General features: G+C 60.5%; 20 protein-coding genes and 1 pseudogene. 7 read left to right on the top strand and 14 right to left on the bottom strand.

Features of this window, described 5'->3' with window-relative positions; all coding sequences use genetic code 11:
- Positions 1-311 precede the first annotated feature (311 nt).
- Positions 312-470 (bottom strand): hypothetical protein, encoded by a 159-nt coding sequence (locus ACK9YZ_RS11155; protein ID WP_416066638.1) that lies wholly within the window; start codon positions 468-470, stop codon positions 312-314.
- Between the two features lie 196 nt (positions 471-666).
- Between ACK9YZ_RS11155 and ACK9YZ_RS11150 the strand changes: the two genes are divergently transcribed.
- A complete protein-coding gene (locus tag ACK9YZ_RS11150; RefSeq protein ID WP_416066637.1) occupies positions 667-1,527 on the top strand; it encodes a hypothetical protein in 861 nt (286 codons plus the stop codon).
- Positions 1,528-1,543: 16 nt separating this feature from the next.
- Here ACK9YZ_RS11150 and ACK9YZ_RS11145 read toward each other — a convergent pair whose 3' ends face one another.
- The 4 genes from ACK9YZ_RS11145 to ACK9YZ_RS11130 form a co-directional block, all read right to left on the bottom strand.
- On the bottom strand, positions 1,544-1,870 hold the full coding sequence (locus ACK9YZ_RS11145; RefSeq protein ID WP_416066636.1) for a DUF982 domain-containing protein: 327 nt from the start codon (positions 1,868-1,870) through the stop codon (positions 1,544-1,546).
- Positions 1,871-1,934: 64 nt separating this feature from the next.
- On the bottom strand, positions 1,935-2,651 hold the full coding sequence (locus ACK9YZ_RS11140) for an SOS response-associated peptidase (protein ID WP_416066635.1): 717 nt from the start codon (positions 2,649-2,651) through the stop codon (positions 1,935-1,937).
- A gap of 15 nt (positions 2,652-2,666) precedes the next feature.
- Positions 2,667-3,143, bottom strand: coding sequence for a hypothetical protein (locus ACK9YZ_RS11135; RefSeq protein ID WP_416066634.1), 477 nt, complete (start codon positions 3,141-3,143; stop codon positions 2,667-2,669).
- Positions 3,140-3,403: a hypothetical protein gene (locus ACK9YZ_RS11130; RefSeq protein WP_416066633.1), complete on the bottom strand. Its 264-nt coding sequence runs from the start codon at positions 3,401-3,403 to the stop codon at positions 3,140-3,142. The genes ACK9YZ_RS11135 and ACK9YZ_RS11130 overlap by 4 nt, the downstream gene beginning before the upstream one ends.
- A gap of 166 nt (positions 3,404-3,569) precedes the next feature.
- Here ACK9YZ_RS11130 and ACK9YZ_RS11125 point away from each other — a divergent pair.
- Positions 3,570-3,728 (top strand): annotated as a pseudogene (locus ACK9YZ_RS11125) (HlyD family type I secretion periplasmic adaptor subunit); the annotation flags it as partial.
- 117 nt (positions 3,729-3,845) lie between these two features.
- Here the strand turns inward: ACK9YZ_RS11125 and ACK9YZ_RS11120 are convergent.
- From ACK9YZ_RS11120 to ACK9YZ_RS11110, 3 genes are all read right to left on the bottom strand, one after another.
- Positions 3,846-5,222 (bottom strand): aldehyde dehydrogenase family protein, encoded by a 1,377-nt coding sequence (locus tag ACK9YZ_RS11120; protein ID WP_416066632.1) that lies wholly within the window; start codon positions 5,220-5,222, stop codon positions 3,846-3,848.
- A 171-nt stretch (positions 5,223-5,393) separates the two neighbouring features.
- Positions 5,394-6,449: an NAD(P)-dependent alcohol dehydrogenase gene (locus tag ACK9YZ_RS11115; protein ID WP_216758630.1), complete on the bottom strand. Its 1,056-nt coding sequence runs from the start codon at positions 6,447-6,449 to the stop codon at positions 5,394-5,396.
- Between the two features lie 12 nt (positions 6,450-6,461).
- The gene (locus ACK9YZ_RS11110) at positions 6,462-6,893 is read right to left on the bottom strand and encodes a GlcG/HbpS family heme-binding protein (RefSeq protein ID WP_416066727.1); all 432 of its coding nucleotides are present in this window, start codon (positions 6,891-6,893) and stop codon (positions 6,462-6,464) included.
- A 324-nt stretch (positions 6,894-7,217) separates the two neighbouring features.
- Between ACK9YZ_RS11110 and ACK9YZ_RS11105 the strand changes: the two genes are divergently transcribed.
- Positions 7,218-10,067, top strand: a complete 2,850-nt coding sequence (locus ACK9YZ_RS11105) for an ATP-binding protein (RefSeq protein WP_416066631.1) — start codon at positions 7,218-7,220, stop codon at positions 10,065-10,067.
- Between the two features lie 21 nt (positions 10,068-10,088).
- On the opposite strand, the gene ACK9YZ_RS11100 is transcribed toward ACK9YZ_RS11105, so the two are convergent.
- The 3 genes from ACK9YZ_RS11100 to ACK9YZ_RS11090 all read right to left on the bottom strand — a co-directional run bounded on the left by ACK9YZ_RS11100 (position 10,089) and on the right by ACK9YZ_RS11090 (position 14,674).
- Positions 10,089-11,459 carry an MFS transporter gene (locus ACK9YZ_RS11100; protein ID WP_416066630.1) on the bottom strand — a complete coding sequence of 457 codons (1,371 nt, stop codon included), beginning with the start codon at positions 11,457-11,459 and terminating at the stop codon, positions 10,089-10,091.
- Between the two features lie 145 nt (positions 11,460-11,604).
- Positions 11,605-13,311, bottom strand: a complete 1,707-nt coding sequence (locus ACK9YZ_RS11095; RefSeq protein WP_416066629.1) for an adenylate/guanylate cyclase domain-containing protein — start codon at positions 13,309-13,311, stop codon at positions 11,605-11,607.
- 145 nt (positions 13,312-13,456) lie between these two features.
- Complete coding sequence (locus ACK9YZ_RS11090; protein ID WP_416066628.1) at positions 13,457-14,674, bottom strand: MFS transporter; 1,218 nt, start codon at positions 14,672-14,674, stop codon at positions 13,457-13,459.
- A 198-nt stretch (positions 14,675-14,872) separates the two neighbouring features.
- Between ACK9YZ_RS11090 and ACK9YZ_RS11085 the strand changes: the two genes are divergently transcribed.
- Positions 14,873-15,778 carry a LysR family transcriptional regulator gene (locus tag ACK9YZ_RS11085; RefSeq protein WP_416066627.1) on the top strand — a complete coding sequence of 302 codons (906 nt, stop codon included), beginning with the start codon at positions 14,873-14,875 and terminating at the stop codon, positions 15,776-15,778.
- Positions 15,779-15,838: 60 nt separating this feature from the next.
- Here ACK9YZ_RS11085 and ACK9YZ_RS11080 read toward each other — a convergent pair whose 3' ends face one another.
- Together ACK9YZ_RS11080 and ACK9YZ_RS11075 are read right to left on the bottom strand one after the other, a co-directional pair.
- Entirely contained in the window at positions 15,839-16,852 is a 1,014-nt protein-coding gene (locus tag ACK9YZ_RS11080; RefSeq protein WP_416066626.1) for an aldo/keto reductase, read from the bottom strand.
- Between the two features lie 131 nt (positions 16,853-16,983).
- Complete coding sequence (locus tag ACK9YZ_RS11075; protein WP_416066625.1) at positions 16,984-17,958, bottom strand: DUF2332 domain-containing protein; 975 nt, start codon at positions 17,956-17,958, stop codon at positions 16,984-16,986.
- A gap of 258 nt (positions 17,959-18,216) precedes the next feature.
- Here ACK9YZ_RS11075 and ACK9YZ_RS11070 point away from each other — a divergent pair, with 258 nt between their 5' ends.
- The gene (locus tag ACK9YZ_RS11070; RefSeq protein ID WP_416066624.1) at positions 18,217-19,134 is read left to right on the top strand and encodes a DUF1003 domain-containing protein; all 918 of its coding nucleotides are present in this window, start codon (positions 18,217-18,219) and stop codon (positions 19,132-19,134) included.
- 12 nt (positions 19,135-19,146) lie between these two features.
- Here the strand turns inward: ACK9YZ_RS11070 and ACK9YZ_RS11065 are convergent, their stop codons facing one another.
- Complete coding sequence (locus ACK9YZ_RS11065; protein WP_416066623.1) at positions 19,147-19,899, bottom strand: hypothetical protein; 753 nt, start codon at positions 19,897-19,899, stop codon at positions 19,147-19,149.
- Between the two features lie 73 nt (positions 19,900-19,972).
- Between ACK9YZ_RS11065 and ACK9YZ_RS11060 the strand changes: the two genes are divergently transcribed.
- Entirely contained in the window at positions 19,973-20,242 is a 270-nt protein-coding gene (locus ACK9YZ_RS11060; protein ID WP_416066622.1) for a hypothetical protein, read from the top strand.
- Positions 20,243-20,326: 84 nt separating this feature from the next.
- Positions 20,327-20,938: a nucleotidyl transferase AbiEii/AbiGii toxin family protein gene (locus tag ACK9YZ_RS11055; protein ID WP_416066726.1), complete on the top strand. Its 612-nt coding sequence runs from the start codon at positions 20,327-20,329 to the stop codon at positions 20,936-20,938.
- Positions 20,939-20,951: the final 13 nt, after the last annotated feature.

The raw sequence follows: 20,951 nt of genomic DNA, 5'->3' as shown, positions 1-20,951 counted from the left end.
GCGCGGCTTGCGGTGCTGCCCCCAGACCTGTTTTTTGGGGGGGTGGGGGTCGGCCTTTTTTCTGGCGCCGGTCCGAAAGCCAAAATCGCCGCACCGCCGTCCAGATTTCCAGCGTTGCATGAAGGAGCGAGGCGTCAACACACCTCCGTCCTGTGCTTGTCACAGGGATCGCCGCTAATGCTGCAAACAATGGTCGGTTGGACAATCCGACCGCCCCCCGTCTGCCGGATCGACGCGGCGAGGATCATTCCTCTGGTGAATGCCTTTGCCGACTCGAAAGGATTCCATGCAAAAAGAAGAGTTCCGAGATCTCAGCGAGCCTTGTCTCCGGTTTGCCCCAAGAGGTTGTCCTTGCCGGCCCTGAAAGCGGCCATGTCGGCCTCATATTTGCGCTCGCGCCGCCGCTTGCACCAATAAGCCCAAATCTCCAGTACAATAAAGCGAAGCATTTCCCGTCCCATAGCTGCCATTAGAATTTCCAAAACACACTCCAAGGCGCCGGCTGTTCTAGCAATTATCTGGGATATTGCGCTGGGATTGCGAGGTCCGAATTCAAATGTGGGGGGATTTCTTTTGGGGACGCCCAACCTTATTCAATTGGCGGCGCTCTTCGAATGCGAGATAGTCACCGAATAGCGGTGCAGCAGCGCTAATTTGGTGGCTCGCATGTTGGATTTTTTTCAGAACCTTGATCCCGGATTAAAGGGTCCCGTCATAGGAGCTGCCGCAACCTGTTTTGCGGCGCTCCTAGGCTTTACAGCTGTGTTCTTACAGTTGGGAAATGCGATTAAAGCCAACAAAAAAAACGAGCAGATCAAACGCAAGGTTGAAATATACGAGCAGACTCTTGGTACATCGCGCAATGCTGAAGGTGCCGGGCTCAAGCTACAAAACTACCTGAATAGGTTCCAGATGAGTTTGGACTTGGTCCAGATATGGAACAACGCTGGCGATAAATGGCAAATCCCGGCTGAGCGCTACCCTCAGTATTTAGAGTTACGCAACGAAGCGAGTACGGCCTTCATTGGTGTAATAACGATGATCGAGTCATGGCATATTGTCGAGCCGAAGCTTGACGTGTTTCGTTATGCGATCTCGATGGGGTTGGAGGAGCTTTCAAAAGTTCAAAGACCACCCGACCTGCTGGTATACAAGATGCCCGTTCACGGGCACGAATCTACATGGTCGATCCCGTCACCTGAAGAACATGCAGACATCATGGATCGGCTGAACCGTGAGCTTCGACAAATCCAGCGATTGCTTGCCTGGGTTGGGGACTTCAAGGTGGAAATGCAGATCCTGCTTCTAGGTGAGCTGTTTCCCAACAACACTTTGGAGCGCCGACAGCCTTACGATCCCGATTTCTTCTGCATTCGTTTGGATCGACACAAGGAGATCATGCGGAAAATTCATGGCTCCGAGTGGATGGATCGGCAGAAGGAATTTGAGATAGAGGCACGAAAGCGTTTCGCCCCGAGGACCAACTGGGCGAATCTGACCGGGCGCATATTGGACCGTCTGCCCTGAAAGCGGCCATGTCTATTCAATTTGTGCGCTCGCATCTCCAATCGTGAAAGCGCGTCCGGGTGCGCTCATGCCGGGCCGCATCGTCCGGAAGCACTGCAATTCCCGCCTTGCGAGCCGCATCAACAAAAGCCCGTCGCGCCTTATCGCCCTGGCCCTGCACCTCCAGCGCGGTCAGACATGCGGCTATCGCCCGTTGAAAAAACGGATCGCCCGCCTTCTTCGGCCAGTTGTTCGACATGAGAATTCCGGCAAGATCGGCGACTGTATGGACGGTCCTGTAGCCGCCGACGCCGTGAATCTGGGCGGATATTTCCTTGATGGGGACAGGGGATAGCTCGGGCATCTCGACACCTCGCGCAATGAAACTGCGACTCAACTGTCGATGCGGTGATTCGTTCCGCCGCTGATCAGATGAAAGACGGCTCCGGATCGGGGTCGATCTCTTCTATGATATCCGGCCGGTCATTCCTCGGATTGCCGACACCTGGCCCGATCGGCCACATGGTCATAAGCTCGCTCGGAAACTGCGTCATCAGATCATGTGGCGGCGGCTCTTCGGAGAGCCAGCGCTGATAGTCCTTTTCATGCAGGATGACGGGCATCCGGTCATGGATGGTCGCCATGATCTCGTTTGCCGCGCATGTAACGATGGTGAACGTTCGAACCTGCAGATCGGTTTCCCGATCGCGCCATATCTCCCAAAGGCCGGCGAGCGCAAAGGGCTGGCCGCTCTTCATGGCAATGGCATAGGGCTGCTTCTTCTTTCCCTTTTCATCGAGCTTGTGCCACTCGAAAAAACCATCGATCGGGATGAGGCAGCGCGTTGACCGGTAGGCCGACCGGAACATCGGTTTGCTGGCAACGTCTTCACACCGGGCATTGATCGGTGTCGGCATACCGGCTTTCCACCAAGCCGGCTTCAATCCCCAAGAGGCGCTTTCGAAAACAGGGCCGACTTTGCCGCTGCGATCGGCTTGCATGATGATGATGGGATATTCGAGGCTCGGGGCGCCGTTATAGCGCGGAAACTGGTTTGCCATGCCGAGCACGCCTTCGCGGCCGGCAAAGGCAAAAGCCTGCATCAGCGTTGCCAAATCGGATCTGACGAATACTCTTCCGCACATGCTTTTTCCTCCGTCCTATCGAGACATATAGCCGATTTCGATTTCGGCACCCCTCATGCCGCATCTGCATTTCAGTCGCGCGCCAAGGTCTGAAAGCGCGAGGCCCTTGCCGTACCGCCTTTGCAGCGCCCACCGATCAAGCCAGCGGCTGTGTTTGCACCGCTTGCAGGTGGCTTTCATCTGCTCCCATTCCGCAAGCTCGCCGATCATCCGCCCGGTGGGTGCCGCGTTCAAATCCTTGGGGTCGATGTAGCCCATGCGCCGCGCCCATTCCGCCGGGCTGAAGTGATTGTGGATATGACAGCGGTCGTACCATTGGTTTCGCACCCGCGGGCAGCCGAAGAGCTTTTCCGCCATGATGTAGATGCTCGAAATGCCTTCTTCGGCCGGATAGGTCTTTTCAAGATCGCCGGGCTCGAAGAATTTCAAAACCTCGCAGTCTTCGCAGATGACGCCGACGCGACCCTTATAGGTCGGCCCCATATCCTTCATTGCGCGCCACCCTTGGCCTTCGCGTAGGGATTGGCCGGCGCTTGCGACTGCAGGGCATCCGCATCGCCGCAATAGGCGCCGCAGATTTCCTTTTGGCCTTGCTCGCACCTGTACCGACAATCGGCAGCAGCAAGGTTGACGAAGACGGCAACGAGCAGATCGGGGCTATACTGCTCCAAAAGGCGGGCGATGACATATTCCCCATGCCGGGGGCATATCCGGCAATCGACTACAATCCGGTCGTAACCGGCTTTCTGCATTCTGGATATCGATAAAACCACCGGCGGCATTTTCACTCATTCCTGTTCTGCCCTGTTCGCGTTGATCGGAGACGGCCGCACGTCTGATGGAACATAAGAAGAACATTTGAGGCAATGCTAAAGAATCGTCAAGGGGCTTTGCTGGCCGAAAAAGGGGATTGCTGATTTATCCAGGGAGCGGCTGAACGCCTCGGACGTGCCGGTTCGGCTGCTGCCGGGCATGACCGTGTCGACAGAAATCAAGGTGGGACAGCGGACGGTGATCTCGTATTTCCTCTATCCGCTGCTGCGCGGGCCGGATGACGCGATCTGCGAGCCGAACTGAGGGGTCCGCCGGCGAGGTGTAGGCGAGGGGCCACCTGCACGAGCCAGGGGATGGGGCCGTGGCGCGGTTTGCGGTGCTGCCCCAGACCTGGTGACGACCAGGGGAGCCGCATCCCGATCACTGTTTGAAGACGATCATTTTCTCCGCCGTCATCTCGCGGGCGGTGTAGGGAATGCCTCCGATCCCATAGCCGGATGTCTTCCGGCCGGCGAAAGGCATCCAATCGGTGCGGAAGGCGCTGTGGTCGTTGACCATGACGGCCGAGGCGTCGAGGCGTTCGGCTGCGTCGAGCGCGACGGCGAGATCGCGGGTGAAGATGCTGCTCTGAAATGCGACCGGCAGCGAATTTGCCTCGCGGATGGCATCATCGAGATCGGCAAAACCGAAAATGCAGGTGAGCGGGCCAAAGACCTCCTCGCGCGAGACCTTCGATGTCTTCGGTGGATCGACGAGAATAGCAGGGGCCAGCGTCGTGTCGCTCAGCCGTCCACCTCCGATCAGGCGGGCGCCGCCTGACGCGGCTTCCTCAACCCAGGTGGCGACCCGTTCGGCTTCCGCCGGTTGGATGAGGGGACCGACCTCGGTCTCGGCAAGGCGGGGGTCGCCGACGCGCAGACGCCCGACGCGCTCGGCGAACCGTTCGACGAAGGCATCCTTCAGCGCTTCATGCACGTAGATCCGCTGGACCGAGACACAGACCTGACCCGCATGATAGTAGCCGCCTTTCGCGAGCGGCTCGATGATCGCGTCGATATCGGCGGTGCGGTCGACGATCACCGGCGCCACGCCGCCATGCTCGAGGGCGCAGCGTGTTCCCGGCGCCAGGTTGGCGCGCAGACGCCAACCGACCGCGGCCGAGCCGATGAAGCTCAGGAAGGCCACTCTCGGATCGCTCGCAAAGGCGCCCGACAGATCGCGGCTCTCGGGGAGCAGGCTCTGAACCCAGCCCTCCGGCATTCCGGCTTCATGGACGAGCTTTAAGAGTTCCAGGCAGGAAAGCGGTGTCGCCGCCGCGGGCTTGACGATAACAGGGCAGCCCGTGGCGATCGCCGGCGCGACCTGATGCACGATGAGGTTCAGGGGATGGTTGAACGCCGAGATCGCAGCGACCACGCCGATGGGCTCCAGGATCGTCCAGGCGCGCCGCCCTTCGCTGGCTGGGGTCAGCCCCATCGGGATTTCGGCACCGCCGCGGGTGCGAAGCAGATCGGCTGCGTTGCGTATCCCGTCGGTTGCGCGGTCGGTTTCAACCAGCGCATCGGTATAGGGCTTTCCGCCTTCACGTGCGATGCGCATCGCGAAGACCTCGCGTTGCTGAGCGAGGAGATCCGCAAGCCGATGCAGCACGGCTATCCGCTGGTGCGGCTTCAGCCAGCCGCCCCGGTCTTCGAAACGTTTGCGGGCGACGGTCAGCTTGCGTTCGAGAGCAGCCGCATCGTCGGTCGGCAAGTCAGCGATATGTTCGCGATCATAGGCTTGCACCACCTCAAGCATGGGAAATCCTCCGTACCGTACAGCCCTATTCTTCAAGCGCGACAGCTTCGAGAACGAGCGCCGAGCGCTCCGCCAACGCCGGAACTCCGGCGAGATAGTTTTGGCATTGCGACGGCGTTCGTGACGATAAACAGGACATGCCGCGTCATGGTTGTCTCGCGTTCGATGCCGTCAGAAGGTGACGACCGCACGCCCGACGATTTTATTGTCCCGCAAGAGATCGATATATTCATTGATATCGTTGAACGAGATCGTCTTGATCGTGTGCTGGATCTTTCCCTCAGCAGCGAGCGCCATGACCTCAATGAGATCGGCGTTGTTTCCCCAGAACGAGCCGTGAAAAGTCTGCTCGCCGTGGACGCGTGGGAACAGAGGAATGTTGATCCGGTCGCCGATGAAACCGACATCGACATAGTGCCCGCCGATCGCCAGACGCGAGAAGGCGAGCTGCATCATCTCGGTCGCACCGGCGCAGTCGATGATCGCGTCGAACTTGTCCTGGCCGGTCGCCTTTTTAAGCTCCTTTCCGACCTCCTCGGAGGACTTGCCTTCGATCGCAATGATGTGGTCGGCGCCGTATTTTTTCGCGACCTGGAGTTTCTGCTCGTTTCTGGCGACAGCGACGACGGGACCGCCTGCGCCCAGCAGCTTGGCATATTGGACGGCGTAGGCGCCAAGGCCGCCGATGCCGAAGACGCCGATCACCCGGTCCGGGCCGAGCCCGCCGGCATCGCGGATCTTCTTCAGCCCGCGATAAGGGGTGAGACCGGCGTCGGTGAGCGGTGCAAGCTGCTCGAATTTCAGATGTTTGGCGACCTTGATCGCATAGCGGGCCGGCACCGGAATATATTCGGCAAAGCCACCATAAGTACCAAAGCCCGGCCAGCGGACATTGGGGCAGATATGCGTGTTGCCGACCTGGCAATGCCTGCAGACGCCATCACCCCAGCCGGGCGACACCACGACATGGTCACCTTCCTGCAATCCCGCAGCCTTGGCCACGACACCGCCGACCTTCTCGACCGTGCCCGTTATCTCGTGACCGGGAATGACGGGCGGCGGAATATCGCCATAGCCCTGGAAGAAGCCATCGATCAGCAGCACGTCCGAGCGGCACATGCCGCAGGCGGCGACTTTCACGAGAATCTCGTCGGGCTGAATGTCCGGAACCTTGATGTCCTCGAGGACGAGGGGCTTCCTGTATTCAAGAATGCGCGCAGCTCTCATCACTGGTCTCCTTCAGGTTTTTGGATTTGTTGCCATCACGGCGGCCGCCGCCTCGGCGACCGCAATGTCCTGTTCGACCGAACCGGCGCTGGTGCCGACGGCACCGACGATCTGGCCGTCGATGGTGACGGGCAGACCGCCGCCAAAAATCACGACATGGCCGGCATTGCTCTGCTCGATCCCGAACAGCGGCGCTCCGGGCTGCGCCAGTTCAGCGAGATATTCGGTCGTCTTGTTGAACATCCGCGCGGTCTTCGCCTTGCCGATGGCGAGATCGATGCTTCCTTCGAGCGCGCCATCCTGACGCGCGAACGCAATCAACGCGCCGCCGACGTCGACCACGGCGATGTTGTAGGGAATGTCGAGATCGGCCGCCTTTGCTTCTGCCGCGTTTATCATCCGCTTGGCGTCCGACAATGTCAGTGTGCTCAGGGCGCGGGGCATGGCGGCCTCCTCGATCACTCAGGGGTCACTCCGGGGATCACTCCGGGTTCGGGGCGCGAGCAGCCATGGCCAACAACGACCACCTGAAGCTCGAACCTCTTGAATAAGGCAAACCTGCGCGAGCGCTTGGGATCTCCATCACCCGGTCGCCGCGCTACCTTGATATCACTGCGGCACCGGCATAGCTGGTTAAAAGAGGTAAATCTGCTGGTATAAGGCTATCGGGACAGGACCAACCCTGAAATCCATTCGATGGCCCCCGTCGTCCGGGCGCGCATCCGCGAGGCACCGCGCTCTCGAAGTGCAGCCTCGAAAGGGGGAGAAATGGAAGAGGCCGATATGATCGATGCCACGACATATTGCTTCGGCAACTGCCGTTTCACGCCCGCTCGCCAGTCGCTGCTCTGCGGCGATATCCCGATACGTCTTGGATCACGCGCAATGGATCTGCTTCATGCGCTCGTGCGCCAGCCTGGACAGGTCGTCGACAAAAGCGAACTTCTTAAAGCGGCGTGGCCCAACCTGTTCGTCGACGAAAGCAATCTCAAGGTCAACATCGCCGCTCTGCGCCGTGCGCTGGAGACAAGCGGCATCGACGTTCCCTGCATTGCGACAGTCCCGGGCCGCGGATATCGCTTCGTTGCACCGCTGACGGTGGTGAGGCCGAGGGAGGTGGCCTTTCCCGCGTCGATCAAGGAGATTGACGGGGCGCTGCCGCCATCAAAGCCGCTGGTCGGGCGCGCCGATGCGTTGGCGGCGATTGTCGAGGCGTTGCAGCAGACCCGATTGCTCACGGTGGTCGGACCTGCCGGCGTCGGCAAGACCAGCATCGCTGTCGCAGCCGCAAGAGCGATCGCCAACGGCGGGCACCAAGCCGTGTGCTTCGTTGATCTGGCCGCGATCGAGAAAGGACAGTTCGTCGCCTTGGCCATCAGTCGTGCGCTCGGCATCGAAAGCCACCCGATCGACGAGGTGGACGGTCTCGTCGGCGCGCTGCGCGGCCGCAACCAGCTTCTCGTTCTCGACAATTGCGAGCACGTCCTGGCGGCCGTCGCCGGCATAGCAGATCAACTGAACCATGCATTGCACGGATTGAATATCATCGCGACAAGCCGCGAGCCGTTAAGATGCAGGTTCGAAACTGTCCATCGGCTTCCGCCGCTTCAGTATCCGCCCGCAGATGCGGTTCTCGATGCCGGGTCGGCAATGGGCTTTTCGGCGGTCGAATTGCTGGTTCGGCGCGCGGAGGCACATGGCTATCGATTGGAGGATGCGGATGTCCCTTCGATTACGAGTTTGAGCCGGCGTCTCGACGGCATTGCGCTGGCGATCGAACTGGCGGCCCCGCAACTCAAGGAATCCGGTCCCGCGGGGCTGCTGCAAATGCTTGAACGTGACTTCGAAGCGCTGGCATCACGCGGAGATGGCATGGATCGTCACAAGACGCTGACGGCGACGCTGAACTGGAGTTATCGGCTGCTTTCAGAAGACGAGGCCCGGCTTCTCCGTCACCTTTCCGTTTTCGGCGGCACCTTTGCGCTTGACGATGTCATCGACGCCTTCGGGCATCTGGCGCATGAGCAAGACCTTACCGCGTGGCTGGAAGCCCTCGCGGCCAAATCCATGGTGTCGGTCAATTACACGGGGAGGCGTCGCCGATACCGGCTGCTCGACAGTACCCGAACCTTCGCCAACAAACGGCTCGTTGCGCAGGGCGAGCAACAGGCCGCCATGATCGCGTATGGCCGCTTCATTCTTGCGCTGTTCGAAAGGGCGGAAGAGGAATGGACGTGGCGGCCGCGTGAAGACTGGGTGGCGCTCTACGGCGGCTGGAGCACGGATCTCCGCCGTATGATCGATTGGGCCTATGGTTCGGATGGGCAGGCCGAGCTCGGGGTACGGCTGACCGTTGCTGCTTTGCCGTTCTGGGTAGAATTCTCGACGATGGCGGAAAGCGGGGCACGCGTCGAAAAGGCGCTGTCCGTGCTGGACGGCCTGCCCGGTGATCATCTTGTGCTCCGCATGAAGCTGGTCGCAGCCCATGGCTGGAATCTTTGTTATCGCTATCCTTTCGGTGACGAACTCGAGGCAACTTGGAAGAGGGGTTTCGAGCTCGCTTTGGAAGCTGGAAGCGTGGAACATTGTCTTCGAACCAAGATCGGCCTGGCAATGGTCCAGACCGCCATGGGCTTTCATCAAAGGGTGTTTGAGACGATTGCCGATCTCCGCCGCTTCATGGCGTCCGTAGACGATTATTCCGCGGCTCCCAATGCCGATCGGGAATTGTTTACGTGCGAATTCTATCAAGGGAACATCAAATCCGGGCATGCGGGTCTTGAGCGTCTGGCTCGCGAGCACGCGACTTTCGGCAATCGTGGTCAGACCTCGAGGTTCCAGATCGACAGGTTCGTCAATTTCCGGAATCATCTTTCATTGTCCACCTGGGTGGTTGGAAAGCATCGGCGTGCGCTCGAGGTTGCCAAGGAAGCACTGAATGCCGCGCTGACCCTGGACCACGACCTGTCCTGCGCGCATTCGCTCGCACTCGCTGCCACGCCGATCGCCCTATTATGCGGACGGGTCGATTTGGCGCAGGAGCGAGCGACGATGCTGATCGAGCGCCTGAAGTCCCGCCAGATCGATACCTGGCCGCCGTTTGCCCGCTTTCATCAGGCAGCGATCGATGCCGCACGTGGAGAGCGGGAGGCGGTCGAGCGTTTGAGGCACGCAATCGACGCCATTCGTGAGTGCAATTTCCTTGTGCATCTACCCCTGCGGTATGTGATGCTCTCTCATGCGGCACTTGCGCACGATCAGATCGAGGTTGCTCGCCAGAGCATCGATGAGGGCGTGCACTATTGTCGAGAGCGCGGAGACCGGTGGTGCGACGCCGAATTTCTGCATCTTCAAGGCCTGGTGTGCTGGCGGGATGGAGATACCGTTTCCGCGATGCGGCGCCTTCAGGATGCGATAGACCTGGGTCGTGAGAGCGGCGCTCTCGCTTTTGCGCTGCGCGCAGCAACGAGCCGTGTCAAGCTTGCGACGGAGATCGGCGACCCTGCGCAGCCCCTGGCACAGCTGAAGGACATCAGCGATCGCTGCGACAGCAGCGGCAGCACGGATATTGCCGCCGCGCATGCTGTGTTGGCGCGAGCTCATGCTCGAACGGCATGAACGATCCAACCACCGGAATCTTCAACCTTCTGCCGCTGATGCCACCGATACCGTCGATCCCGACCGGACGATCAGGACCAGAGCCGACACCACGGAAATAACGCCGACGACGACGATTGCGAATTGGAGTGCGCTTTCCGTTCCATGCATTCGTCCGGCGATGACCGGCACGAGAGTTGGCCCCGCTGCTATCCCGATGATCGCCGAAATCGTGATCGAAAGCGCGACCGTGGTTGCCCGCATATTGCTGGGGACCCGCTCCTGCATGGTAATGCGGCCGACAACGGAACCGCTCACCGACCCCGCGACCCAAAAGGAAAATGCGATGCCGATTTGAAGACTTGAAGAACTGAGGCCAATCGAGATGGCGGCACACAGAGCAACCAGATAACTCCCCGCGATAAGCTTTACACGTGTCGAGATACTGCCGCGCGGAGCGCTCCAATCGGACAGCATCCCGCCGCCGATCGAACCGATAATGCCAGCCAGCGCGGTAGCAATCCCGACAGTGGCGCCGGCCGCGATAGGCGTCGCAGCGTAACGCCGCATGAGGAGGGTGGGGAGCCATGCCGCCATACCGAAGTCAGCCAGGCTCATCATCCCCTTCGCAAAGCAGAGCCGCAGCACCAGGCCGCGCTCTGCCGACAGATTGCGCAACAAGAGTTGCAGAGGAGGCAGGGGAGGCCTGTTGCCGTGGGCCGGTTCTGGAATGAACAACAGCAGTGCGACAAAGAAGAAGCCGGGGAGACCCATAACGATCATCAGCTGTCGCCAGGGCGTCAGCGAAGCGATGATCGGCAAGCCGGCCGAGGTGTCCGTCCCAAGATAACTGAGCACCGCACCGCCGACGATCAACGCAATGCCGCTCCCGCTTGTCGAGCCAAGCGAGAATATTCCGAGAGCGGTACCGCGGCGCGCTGCCGAAAAGCTGTCGATGAGCAGCGAGGAGGCGGCTGGTATGAGGGCTGCTTCCCCAAATCCCAGGACGACTCGCGCGGCGAAAAAGCTCCAGAAACCGGTCGCAAGTCCGCATGCTATCGTGGCGAGGGACCAGACAACCACGCCCGCAGCGATCAACCTCGGTCGATTCACCCTGTCTGCCAGCCTGCCGGCCGGAAGGGCCGCCAGCGCAAATATAAGCGCGAAGCCAGCGCCCTGAAGCAAACTGATTTCCACATCACTAAGCCCCAGCTCAGAGCGTATGGGGTCTACGACCAGGTTGATAACGAAGCGATCAATGAACGACAATATCAGGGTCAGGCATAGAACGGCGACCGTATAGCTTCCGCGCGAAGGACGGGATTCTTCTCGGTTTGGTCCCGATCGGTCGAGATCGTTCAGTCCGTTCCCCGTCACCTCGTCCGGCCCTCGTTCCGACAACGGCAGCAGCATAACCAACTTACCAAGACTGTGGCCACCGATAAAATATCAATGAGTTTTGCCCCTGATACGGAGCCAACAACTGCAATTGGCGCCAGCCAGGACCGTCGTCGTTGTCCGCCAAATGCCGCCGCCTCGGGCTTGTCCCCACCCTCTCTCACATTTCCGGCAGGCCGGCCTTTCGGAAGCCGTCGACAAAGTGGTCGCGTACCGATGCATCGCGCAGCGGCTGGGAGCTGAGCCAATGGGCGATCGTGAAATGAGGGTGGGCGATCAGGAACAGTTCTGCTTCTCGCCGCGCCTCCTCCTGGTGGCCCAGTTGCGCAAGCGTGGCAGCCAGGAATTTGCGGGAGTTGGTACGATACGTCTCTTCCCTGCGCAGTGTCGCGGCTGCCGCCTCATAGTCACGCGCGGCGTATTGCGCCTGCCCGAGATGACAGAGATACCAGCAGGCTGGACGGGGATTGAGCCGCAGGGCTTTCTTGATCTGCGCCAGTCCGTCGGCAACCCTGCCGTCCAGCACGGAAATGTCCGACATGGCGGCCCAGGTGTCGGCGTGGTTGGGGTCCAGCTCCAGGGCCTTGGCGAAGGCGGCCTCCGATTCCTCCCATCGCCGCTCATAAGCCAGAATAGTGCCGAGAACATAACGGCAGCCGGCATCGTTGGGATCGAGGTCGACCGCCTTCTGCGCTGACGTCACCGCCATCTGACGGTTGGGATCTTCGGGCTCGCCGAAATGTGTCCAGGCCAGCCAGCGGTTATAGGCGAGCAGACCGAGCGCCTCGGCATAGGATGGCTCGAGCTTGACCGCGCGCTGGAGCAGCATATAGGCCTCACGCTCGGTTTGCGGCGACTCTTCCGTCAGCAGGCGGGCGCGCACACACAGGTCGTAGGCCTCAAAGTTCTTCGGCCGATTGCGGGGCGGCGGGGTGGTCAGCCGGCCGACGAGGGCTTCGACGATCTTGGCGTTGACCTCGTCCTGCAGTTCGAAAACATCTTCCACCGTCCTGTCGAACCTCTCGGCCCACAAGTGCCCGCCGCCAAGCGCGTCGACCAATTGGGCATTGATGCGGACACGGCCCATTGCGCGTCTGGCGCTGCCTTCGAGGACGTAGCGGACGCCGAGTTCCTGGGCGACGAGGCGTACATCGACCGGCTTGCCCTTGTAGCCGTAGACGGAGTTGCGGGCGATGACGAACAGGCCAGGCGTGCGGGAAAGGTCGGTGATCAGGTCTTCGGTCAAGCCGTCGACGAAAGGCTCGTCCGCTGCATCCCCGCTCATATTCGTGAACGGCAAGACGGCGATCGAGGGATATTCCGGCAGCGGCAATATGCTCGGCAGCGCATCCGGCCAATGCCACAGGTGGACCGGGCGGGTGAGGTTCTTCAGGTAGCGTTCGCCTGCATCGAAGAACCGGTCGTCGATCTTGTCGAGGATCTCGCCGTGTACGCCGCCTGAAATGCAGATGCCTCCCGGCGCGGCCTGTCTCTCGAGGCGCGCCGCGACATTGACCCCGTCGCCGAGGACGTCCGAACCCTCGTCAATGACATCTCCGAGATTGACGCCTATACGCAGAAGCAGGCGTCGGTCCGCGGAAGCCTCGACTTGAGCGGTGGCCCGCTGCATTTCCAACGCTGCTGCGACCGCTTCCACCGCGCTGCCGAATTCGATCAGGAATCCGTCGCCCATGACCTTGAAGATGCGGCCTTTGTGACGCATCACGGCCGGCTCGATAATGCCGGAACGAAGTTCCCTAAGGTTTTCCAGCGTTGCGACTTCGTCTGCCTCCATCAGGCGCGAATATCCCACCACATCGGCAACGACGATGGCGGCAAGGCGACGCTGAAGAGATTGATCTGTCATGTGAGGACAAGCCCAACGACCAAATTAGCAAATTATTGTTCAACCGTCAGTGAGTCAACCAATGGTAGGAGGCAAGTCCAGGCGATCTCCACCTCCATCGAGCCGCCATCCTTCTTTTCGGTAGGCGGCTCGCTGTTGGTCTGTTTCACCGCTGCTTTGCGCGAACCTGCCGCTGCAACAGGGTCAGGCCGAATACGAGCAGGCCCAGCAGGGTGACGGCAAAGCCGGCCCAGGCCGCCGACAGGAGGCCATAGCCGGCCCCGACCGCGACACTGCCTGCCCAGGCGCCAATGGCATTGGCGACATTCAGCGAGGCAAGGTTCATTGCGCCCATCAGGCTGGGGGCTTCAGGAGCAAAGCGGGTCAGCCGCACCTGGATGGTCGGGATCGCTGCCATCATGGCCGCACCGACGCCGAACATGGCGGGGAAGAAGATCCCGGGGTTTTCGCCGCCGATTGCCAGCGCCGCAAGGATGAGAAGCGCGGCGCCGAAACCGAGGACGATACCGCGGGCAGGGTGGAGATCGGCAAGCTTGCCGCCATAGATGTTGCCGGCCGTCATGCCGATGCCGAACAAGGCGAGCGCGACGGGGATCATCTCGGGCGACAGTTTGACAACGTCAGTCACCAGCGGCGCAATGAAGGTGTAGACGGCGAAGATGCTGGCGATACCGAGGGCCGCGACAATCATGACGCCCCAAACCTGCGGCTTGCGAAGGGCAGAGACTTCCTGAATGACCGGCACGCCGTCCAGCGCCCTGGTGCGCGGCACCCACTGGAAGATGGCGCCGAAGGCGAGAAGCGAGAAAGCGGCGACGGCAAGATAGGTCTCACGCCAGCCGATCGTCTGTCCCAGGAAGGTCGCCAGCGGCGAACCGAAGATCGTCGCGACGGTGAGCCCCGTCATGACAATGGCAAAGGCCTTCCCGGCCTGTCCCGGCCCGACGATATAGGAGGCGACAACGGCCCCTGCGCCGAAATAGGCGCCTTGCGGCAGGCCGCTGATAAAGCGCGCCGCCATCAGGAAGCCGAGGTTTGACGCCATGGCAGACAGCACGTTGCCAAGGATGAACAGGCCAATGAGAAACAGAAGCAGCGTGCGGCGATTGAGCCGTGCCGCGACAAGCGTCACGAGCGGAGCGCCGATGACGACGCCGAAGGCATAGGCGGCGATCGCACTGGTCGCCTGGGGAATGCTGACGCCGAGGCTCTCGGAGAACAGCTGGATGATCCCCATGCTGGCGAATTCCGACGTTCCGATCGAAAAACTGCCGAGCGCCAGGGCCAGCAAGGTCAGGTTCCGGGAGCGGGCACCATCGGCCGGTGCCTGGGTATAGGTCGTGGTTTGCGAAACGATTTCCATAATAGTTCCTTTCTGAAACTGCGTGGAGAACAGTCTTCCTGCGGAACTCGGGTCCGGCTTGCTGCTCCGACAATCAGATCTCACATCCGATGCGCGATCAGTAGACAGCGGCCGTTCCCAGCATTTGAGAAGGCGTTTCACAGGAGCGCTTTTGCTGGTAGAAAGTTTGGGCCTTTATGAGCAGATTACGGGTTCGAGATGGATAACCGCGCAGGCGAAATGCTTGTCTTCGTTCGGGTCGTGGAAGCGGGGAGCTTTTCGGAGGCGGCGCGACTGATGCTGATGACGCCCTCGACGGTGTCCAAGCTGGTCGCCCGTATCGAGGCCCGTCTCGGCGTTCGGCTGATCGAACGCTCGACCCGCCGGCTGGCGCTGACCCGCGAAGGACAGTTTTATTACGAGCGAAGCCAGGCTCTGCTTGCCCAGCTCGACGAGACGGAGCAGCAGATCGCGCATGGCGGAACCGAGGCCGAAGGCGTGATCCGCATCACCTCTTCAGTCAGTTTCGGCACTGCGGCGGTAGAGCCTATCTTGGTGCCGTTCTTCGAGGCCTATCCCAAGGTCGTCGTCGATCTTTCGCTTTCGGACGAGGTGGTCGATCTCTATCTCGACCGCACGGATATTGCGATCCGTGTCGGGAAACTGGCAGACTCGAACCTGATGGCGCGAAAGATCGGCGAGACGAAACGCTGCATTGTGGCATCGCCTGCCTATCTGGAGCGCCACGGCACGCCGACGACGCCGGACGAACTCGTCAACCACAATTGCCTCGGCTTCAATTTCCGCCGGGCAATGCCTGTCTGGCCGATGCGTGACGGCGGGCGGATCGTCGAACGCATGTTGAGCGGGTCGCTGCTGGTCAACAATGGCGACACCCTACGCCGGATGGCGATCGCCGGTGTCGGCATCATCCGGCTTGCCGACTACCACCTGCGCGGGCCGATCGAGCGCGGCGAGCTTGTCGAGATCCTGGCAGACAGCGATATCGGCATTGTGGATGAAGTCCACGCGCTTTACCGCGGCTCCCAATTCCTGCCTGCCCGCGTCCGCGCCTTCCTGGATTTTGCGATACCTCGAATGCAGACATATCTGCAGCCGCGTTGAATGCCTGAACCGGCCGGGGCGCGATGGCGACCCGGCCGGTATGAGTGACGAGAGCATGGTTCAGTCTGCAATCGGCAGCGGCGCCGCCGGATGGACGAGCCCAGATTCGCGCAGTTCACGCCAGAAGCCCGTCGGGATGGTTTCGCCCAGCGCGGCGCTGTCCTCGGCAATGCGGGAAGGATGGCTGGCTCCCGGTATGACCGCAGCAACGGCGGGATTGGCGAGGGCGAACTGCAGGCCCGCGGCCTTCATCGAAATGCCGTGGCGATCGGCAATCGCCTTGATCGCGGCAACCTTGGCAAGGATTGCCGGGGTGGCCGGCGTATATTCGAAATTCGGTCCGCCGACCAGTGCGCCGGAGCTGTAAGGCCCGCCGACGACGATGCCGAGACCTTGCTCGGCCACATCAGGCATCACGCGCTGCAGCGCACGCTCATGGTCGAGCAGGGAGTAACGCCCGGCAAGCAGGAAACCGTCCGGCCGGGGCTCGTCCAGTGCCAGCAGCAGTTCGATGGGTTCGACCTTGTTGACGCCAAGTCCCCAGGCCTTGATCACACCTTCGTCGCGCATCCGGTCAAGGGCACGAAACGCACCCTTTCGCGCCTCCTCGAACCTGCCAAGCCATTCGTCGCCGTAGAAATCCTGGGCGATATCATGAACCCAGGCGATATCGATATGATCGGTCTTGAGGCGCTTGAGGCTGTCCTCGATCGATCGGTAGGTCGCATCCTCGGTGTAATCGTTGACGATCTTGTTGGGGCGACCGTATTTGAAGACATCGCCTTTTTCGCCGAGGTCGCGGGCACTCACATCCTCGATCTCGTCGAGGATCACCCGGCCGACCTTGGTGCTGATCACATACTGGTCACGAGGCTTGTCTGCGAGCGCCTCGCCCATCCGGATCTCCGCAAGACCAGCGCCGTAAAAGGGCGCATTGTCGTAATATCTGATGCCGTCATTCCAGGCTGCCTCGACAGTGGCACGCGCCTCCTGCTCGGGAATATCGCGGAACATGTTTCCGAGAGGGGCGGCACCGAAGCCGAGCTTGCCAGGCAAAATATCCTTGAGAGCCATCGTCTTATCCTTCCATCTTGACTGAGTAGAACAGGTTCGTTCCTGCTGGATCCGAAGATGGAGAAAGCAGAGCCGCAGCGGTAGCCATCCGCTATTCGCAGGATTTACGAACGAAATTCATAAATACGGCCTCAAGCCTCGTCCGCGATCCATTCGAGCGAAGCGCCATGCGGGTCGGTCCAGGCGAGGGGAGAGCGGTTCACGGACAGGAGGAAGCGCCCGGGTGGCCAGCTCGTTCCTGCGCGCTCGGCGATGGACGGGAATGCGCGGGGGAACTCGTTCGATACCCAATAGGGCGCGAGACGCATCGCCTGCTCGGCGAAAGCCTCCCTGTCTGCGGGGTCGGAGACGTAGTCGAGGACAGCCGTGTGAAAGACGACAAGGGTGGCATCCTTGGGCGCTTGCCTGCAGAGCCGGGCGAACTCGCTCCCGCGCAGGTCGCCCTTGATGATCCGTGGCTTGACCGTGGCGGCGATCCTGACGGCCGCCTGCAGATTGGCAAGCCGTTCCGTCTGCTCCGGCCAGACCAGTGTCTCAAGCCATGCGACCTGCGCAGGATCCGAAGCATCGATTGGAGCGAGGTCCAGCCCCGCTCGCCAGACGACGTGCGGTGCTGCCGTCGGCAATGGGGTCGTCTTACTGGCGGAGCAACGCAGGACAGGCGGCTCTGAGCCCATCACGGGTGCGCGGATCGCCTTGTGGCCGTAGTCGTAGCCATAGAGGTCGGGCATGAGGCAGAGCCCTGCGGAAGTCCCGACCTCGAGGAGCGCCAGCGGCTGCGGCAATCGCGTCAGGACGGGGAGCAGCGAGGCGCACCGTCCCGGTTCGTTAGTCTGCGTCGAACGCTCGAGCATCAGCGAACGGACAGCGTCGGGATGGGCGAGCAGCGCCTGGCGGAACTCGGTCCAGTCCGTCGGCGTGCCGAACAGGTGACGCACCGCCGCAAGCAGAAGGTTCGGCTGCCTTTTCATGTCGGGGAGGGTCGCCAGGAAGCCGAGTGTCTCCCGGTCCCCGGCAACCGCACGCGCCAACGCCTCATAGAGCGGCGAACGGCCGTGGGCTTCCGTATCGGCGAAGTGAACATACCGGGCCGAGATCTCAGCCAAGCGCTCCTCGTCCATATGAGTTGATCCCCGATTTCGACGTCTGGCCACAATACAGGATATCAGGATCGGATGGCAGTACTCAGGCCGAATGACCGCTCTTCCTTCGCCCGACGCCGAGGTCTGCCGTGCAGGGCGGAGGCAGCTGTGCGACACAGATCGCGCCTCTGGCAGCCCTCTCAATTTACGGCGAAATCCATGCCACAATCCTGTTCGAATTGACGGCTAGACGGGCGAAAAATCGGCAACGAGGATCGGCAGATGGCAGAAGAGAAGCCCCTTGATCTCACAGGTGAAATCGTCGACTTCGATGCCGGGCACGGAGAGGCCGCCACCGTCGAGATGGACGACTATTCCAAGAGCCTGGCGCAGGCCAAGGCGAAGTCCGTCAAGCTGGTGGACGCGATCACAGGCCACACACTGAAGAAGAAGGACGCCTTCCATTTTGACGATCTGCGCCCGGCGCTTGCCGATTTCGTGCGGCAGAAGCACCCCGGCATCCGTTCGGACGACTATATCAGCCGCAAGACGATCGATGACTACCGCGGCCAGTACATTGCCGAATTGCTGCGCGACGAACGCGGCGAGCTCTCCAACCTCGAGGACGAGGTCGTCGAGAGCCTGAAGAGCCACGACACGCTCGCCGAAAACATCGAAGAGGATTACGAGGAGCGCCGTTCGCTCGGCGATCGCGTCGCCGATGTCGTCGCGACCTTCGGCGGAAGCTGGACCTTCATCATCTCCTTCTGCTTCTTCCTCGCCGTCTGGATGGGCATCAACCTGGTGCTTGGCGAAAAGAGCGCCTTCGACGTCTATCCTTTCATCCTGCTGAACCTGATCCTCTCGACCATCGCCGCCCTGCAGGCGCCGATCATCATGATGAGCCAGCGCCGCCAGGAAGCAAAGGATCGGCTGCGGGCGCTCAACGACTACAAGGTCAATCTCAAGGCCGAACTGGAAATCCGCCACCTGCACGAAAAGGTCGATCACCTCTTGAACCGGCAGTGGGAACGGCTGACCGAGATCCAGCAGATCCAGATCGAAATGATGCTGGAACAGGCCAAGGCCGCCAATCGGGCGCTGAAGCTGAGCAAGGCGCAGAAATCCAAGACCAACGCGCTCAAGAGCCTGTTCGGCAGCAAGCCCGCGACTGATGTGACCGACGAACAGGAGCGATAGCCGGTCGGGCGATCACCACGAATTGACGCCGAGATCGCGACTGCCGCTCATGACGCGCACCGAGTTCGGTCCGGTCTTGTTCCAGGTCTCGCAGATTTCCTTTCCGGCATCCCGGCCGGCCTTCCAGGTTCGGCAGAACTTGCCGCCGGCGATGTGCCATTTGCCTTCGATCGGGATCACCTCGCCGCTCTCAAGCTTGACCTGACCTTTGGCGGTCCCGTCCTTCGATATGGACAGGGTGCCGCTATACCCTTCCTTCGGCCCACCCAAGGTGAGTTCCTTGCCATTCGACAAAAGGGCCGTCAGTTCCTTGCCCGTCATCGCGGTCGCGGCGATTGCGGGAAATGCGCCGAAAACAAGGATCACTGCCAAAGCTACGATGCGCTTCATGTTTCCGTCCTCCACCTGGATGTCGATGATCTTCGATTGCGTCTCTCCAAACTGCCGGAGAAATGATGCACTCCAGGTGCCGATAACAACAATTAGCCATTGCTGATTATGGTATGAAAGAACATTGGTGTCCGGAAAATGTTCTAACAGATGTTGTGCTATCTTTAATTGTGCAACCTTGTGAATCCCGTCAGGGTATATGCCGGTTCTGCTCTGTGGGAGGTTGGGTGAGGTGGCGCATTCTTCGTTGCCTCCGCCATTCCTGTGTCCTCTCTCATCCCGGTGTCCTCGCGCCAGCGCGGGGATGTCACAGGAATCCAGCCACCGCGCGACTGTGGGGCGAAGTAAACCGCAGAGAAGGGCGGCACCCTTCACGCGGCTGCAATCCTTGTTTCCCAGGCATCGTCGCGTTATATAGTTGGCTCAATGAGTTCTGCGGTGCGGAAAGATGTCCGAAATTTCAGTCAAGGTTCTGGCTACTGTCAACGCCCCCTACGGGACGACCCTTTCGGCTGAGCAGCTGGCATCCAAGATTTCCGATCCTGCCAGCGCCGATCAGTTCGATCCCTCGGCATTCTCCTTCTTTTCGGAGGTAGAGGAAGGCCTGCAGAATTCGTTCCTCGACGAAATGCACATCGATCCGGCGATCGCTTCCGGCATGGCGCGGAAGTTCTCCGTACTTGCCGGTTATACGCTTCCTCTCGCGCGGGCGGCATAGTTGATCGAACGTCCGGCCGGCAGATGGGGCGAGTTGTTCGACCAGGCCGTCAGTATCATCGATCAGGCCAATTCCAAATTCACGGTGATCGACAGTTGGAGTTTTGGAGGCGGCACCGCGTTGATGCTGCAGATCAATCATCGTGAAAGCTTCGACGTCGACATCTTCGTCGATGATCCGCAGCTTCTGCCTTATCTCAATCCGCAGACGCAGGGTTATGCACTCGACGTGAGGCCGGACGCTTATCAGTCCGATGGATCGAGGGCGTTGAAGATCGTCTTTTCTGATGTCGGCGAGATCGACTTCATCTGCGCTCCGAGCCTGAGCGGCGACCCCATAGTGAATGCACAAGTGCGCGGCAGAGACGTTCTGCTGGAGACGCCTGCGGAAATCATCGCGAAGAAGATATTTTACCGCGGCGCATCAATGCAGCCACGCGACATGTTCGATATCGCATGCGTCATGAAGGCTGTCGGCTTCGAGTACGTCATTGCGGCACTATTGCCGTTCAAAGATGAATGCGAAAAGGCCCTGAATGTTGCGTACCGGATGAATCCGCAATTCGCGGAGACCATTATGACGAGGCTCTTGTATCGCGAGAGCTTTTCGGAGATTCCGCCCAAGGCTCAGGCAATGACGATCGAATTGCTGGAGACCATCTGTGGCTCTACGACAGGCGCAAAGCCGAGCGTGTAAGCCGGCCGCTCGA

Source organism: Rhizobium sp. ZK1 (assembly GCF_047782645.1).
In the GTDB taxonomy this organism is placed as follows: domain Bacteria; phylum Pseudomonadota; class Alphaproteobacteria; order Rhizobiales; family Rhizobiaceae; genus Rhizobium.
The sequence above is the reverse complement of the archived record's forward strand: the minus strand, read 5'-3'. Positions and strand labels throughout refer to the sequence as shown.

Coding starts and splice junctions, on each gene's coding strand:
- ACK9YZ_RS11100 (WP_416066630.1), bottom strand. CDS start 11,459: ATGCTGCTGCCGTTGTCGGAACGAGGGCCGGACGAGGTGACGGGGAAC.
- ACK9YZ_RS11105 (WP_416066631.1), top strand. CDS start 7,218: ATGGAAGAGGCCGATATGATCGATGCCACGACATATTGCTTCGGCAAC.
- ACK9YZ_RS11085 (WP_416066627.1), top strand. CDS start 14,873: ATGGATAACCGCGCAGGCGAAATGCTTGTCTTCGTTCGGGTCGTGGAA.
- ACK9YZ_RS11135 (WP_416066634.1), bottom strand. CDS start 3,143: ATGAAGGATATGGGGCCGACCTATAAGGGTCGCGTCGGCGTCATCTGC.
- ACK9YZ_RS11145 (WP_416066636.1), bottom strand. CDS start 1,870: ATGCCCGAGCTATCCCCTGTCCCCATCAAGGAAATATCCGCCCAGATT.
- ACK9YZ_RS11095 (WP_416066629.1), bottom strand. CDS start 13,311: ATGACAGATCAATCTCTTCAGCGTCGCCTTGCCGCCATCGTCGTTGCC.
- ACK9YZ_RS11070 (WP_416066624.1), top strand. CDS start 18,217: ATGGCAGAAGAGAAGCCCCTTGATCTCACAGGTGAAATCGTCGACTTC.
- ACK9YZ_RS11150 (WP_416066637.1), top strand. CDS start 667: ATGTTGGATTTTTTTCAGAACCTTGATCCCGGATTAAAGGGTCCCGTC.
- ACK9YZ_RS11060 (WP_416066622.1), top strand. CDS start 19,973: ATGTCCGAAATTTCAGTCAAGGTTCTGGCTACTGTCAACGCCCCCTAC.
- ACK9YZ_RS11140 (WP_416066635.1), bottom strand. CDS start 2,651: ATGTGCGGAAGAGTATTCGTCAGATCCGATTTGGCAACGCTGATGCAG.
- ACK9YZ_RS11130 (WP_416066633.1), bottom strand. CDS start 3,403: ATGCAGAAAGCCGGTTACGACCGGATTGTAGTCGATTGCCGGATATGC.
- ACK9YZ_RS11090 (WP_416066628.1), bottom strand. CDS start 14,674: ATGGAAATCGTTTCGCAAACCACGACCTATACCCAGGCACCGGCCGAT.
- ACK9YZ_RS11080 (WP_416066626.1), bottom strand. CDS start 16,852: ATGGCTCTCAAGGATATTTTGCCTGGCAAGCTCGGCTTCGGTGCCGCC.
- ACK9YZ_RS11155 (WP_416066638.1), bottom strand. CDS start 470: ATGGCAGCTATGGGACGGGAAATGCTTCGCTTTATTGTACTGGAGATT.
- ACK9YZ_RS11120 (WP_416066632.1), bottom strand. CDS start 5,222: ATGCTTGAGGTGGTGCAAGCCTATGATCGCGAACATATCGCTGACTTG.
- ACK9YZ_RS11110 (WP_416066727.1), bottom strand. CDS start 6,893: ATGCCCCGCGCCCTGAGCACACTGACATTGTCGGACGCCAAGCGGATG.
- ACK9YZ_RS11115 (WP_216758630.1), bottom strand. CDS start 6,449: ATGAGAGCTGCGCGCATTCTTGAATACAGGAAGCCCCTCGTCCTCGAG.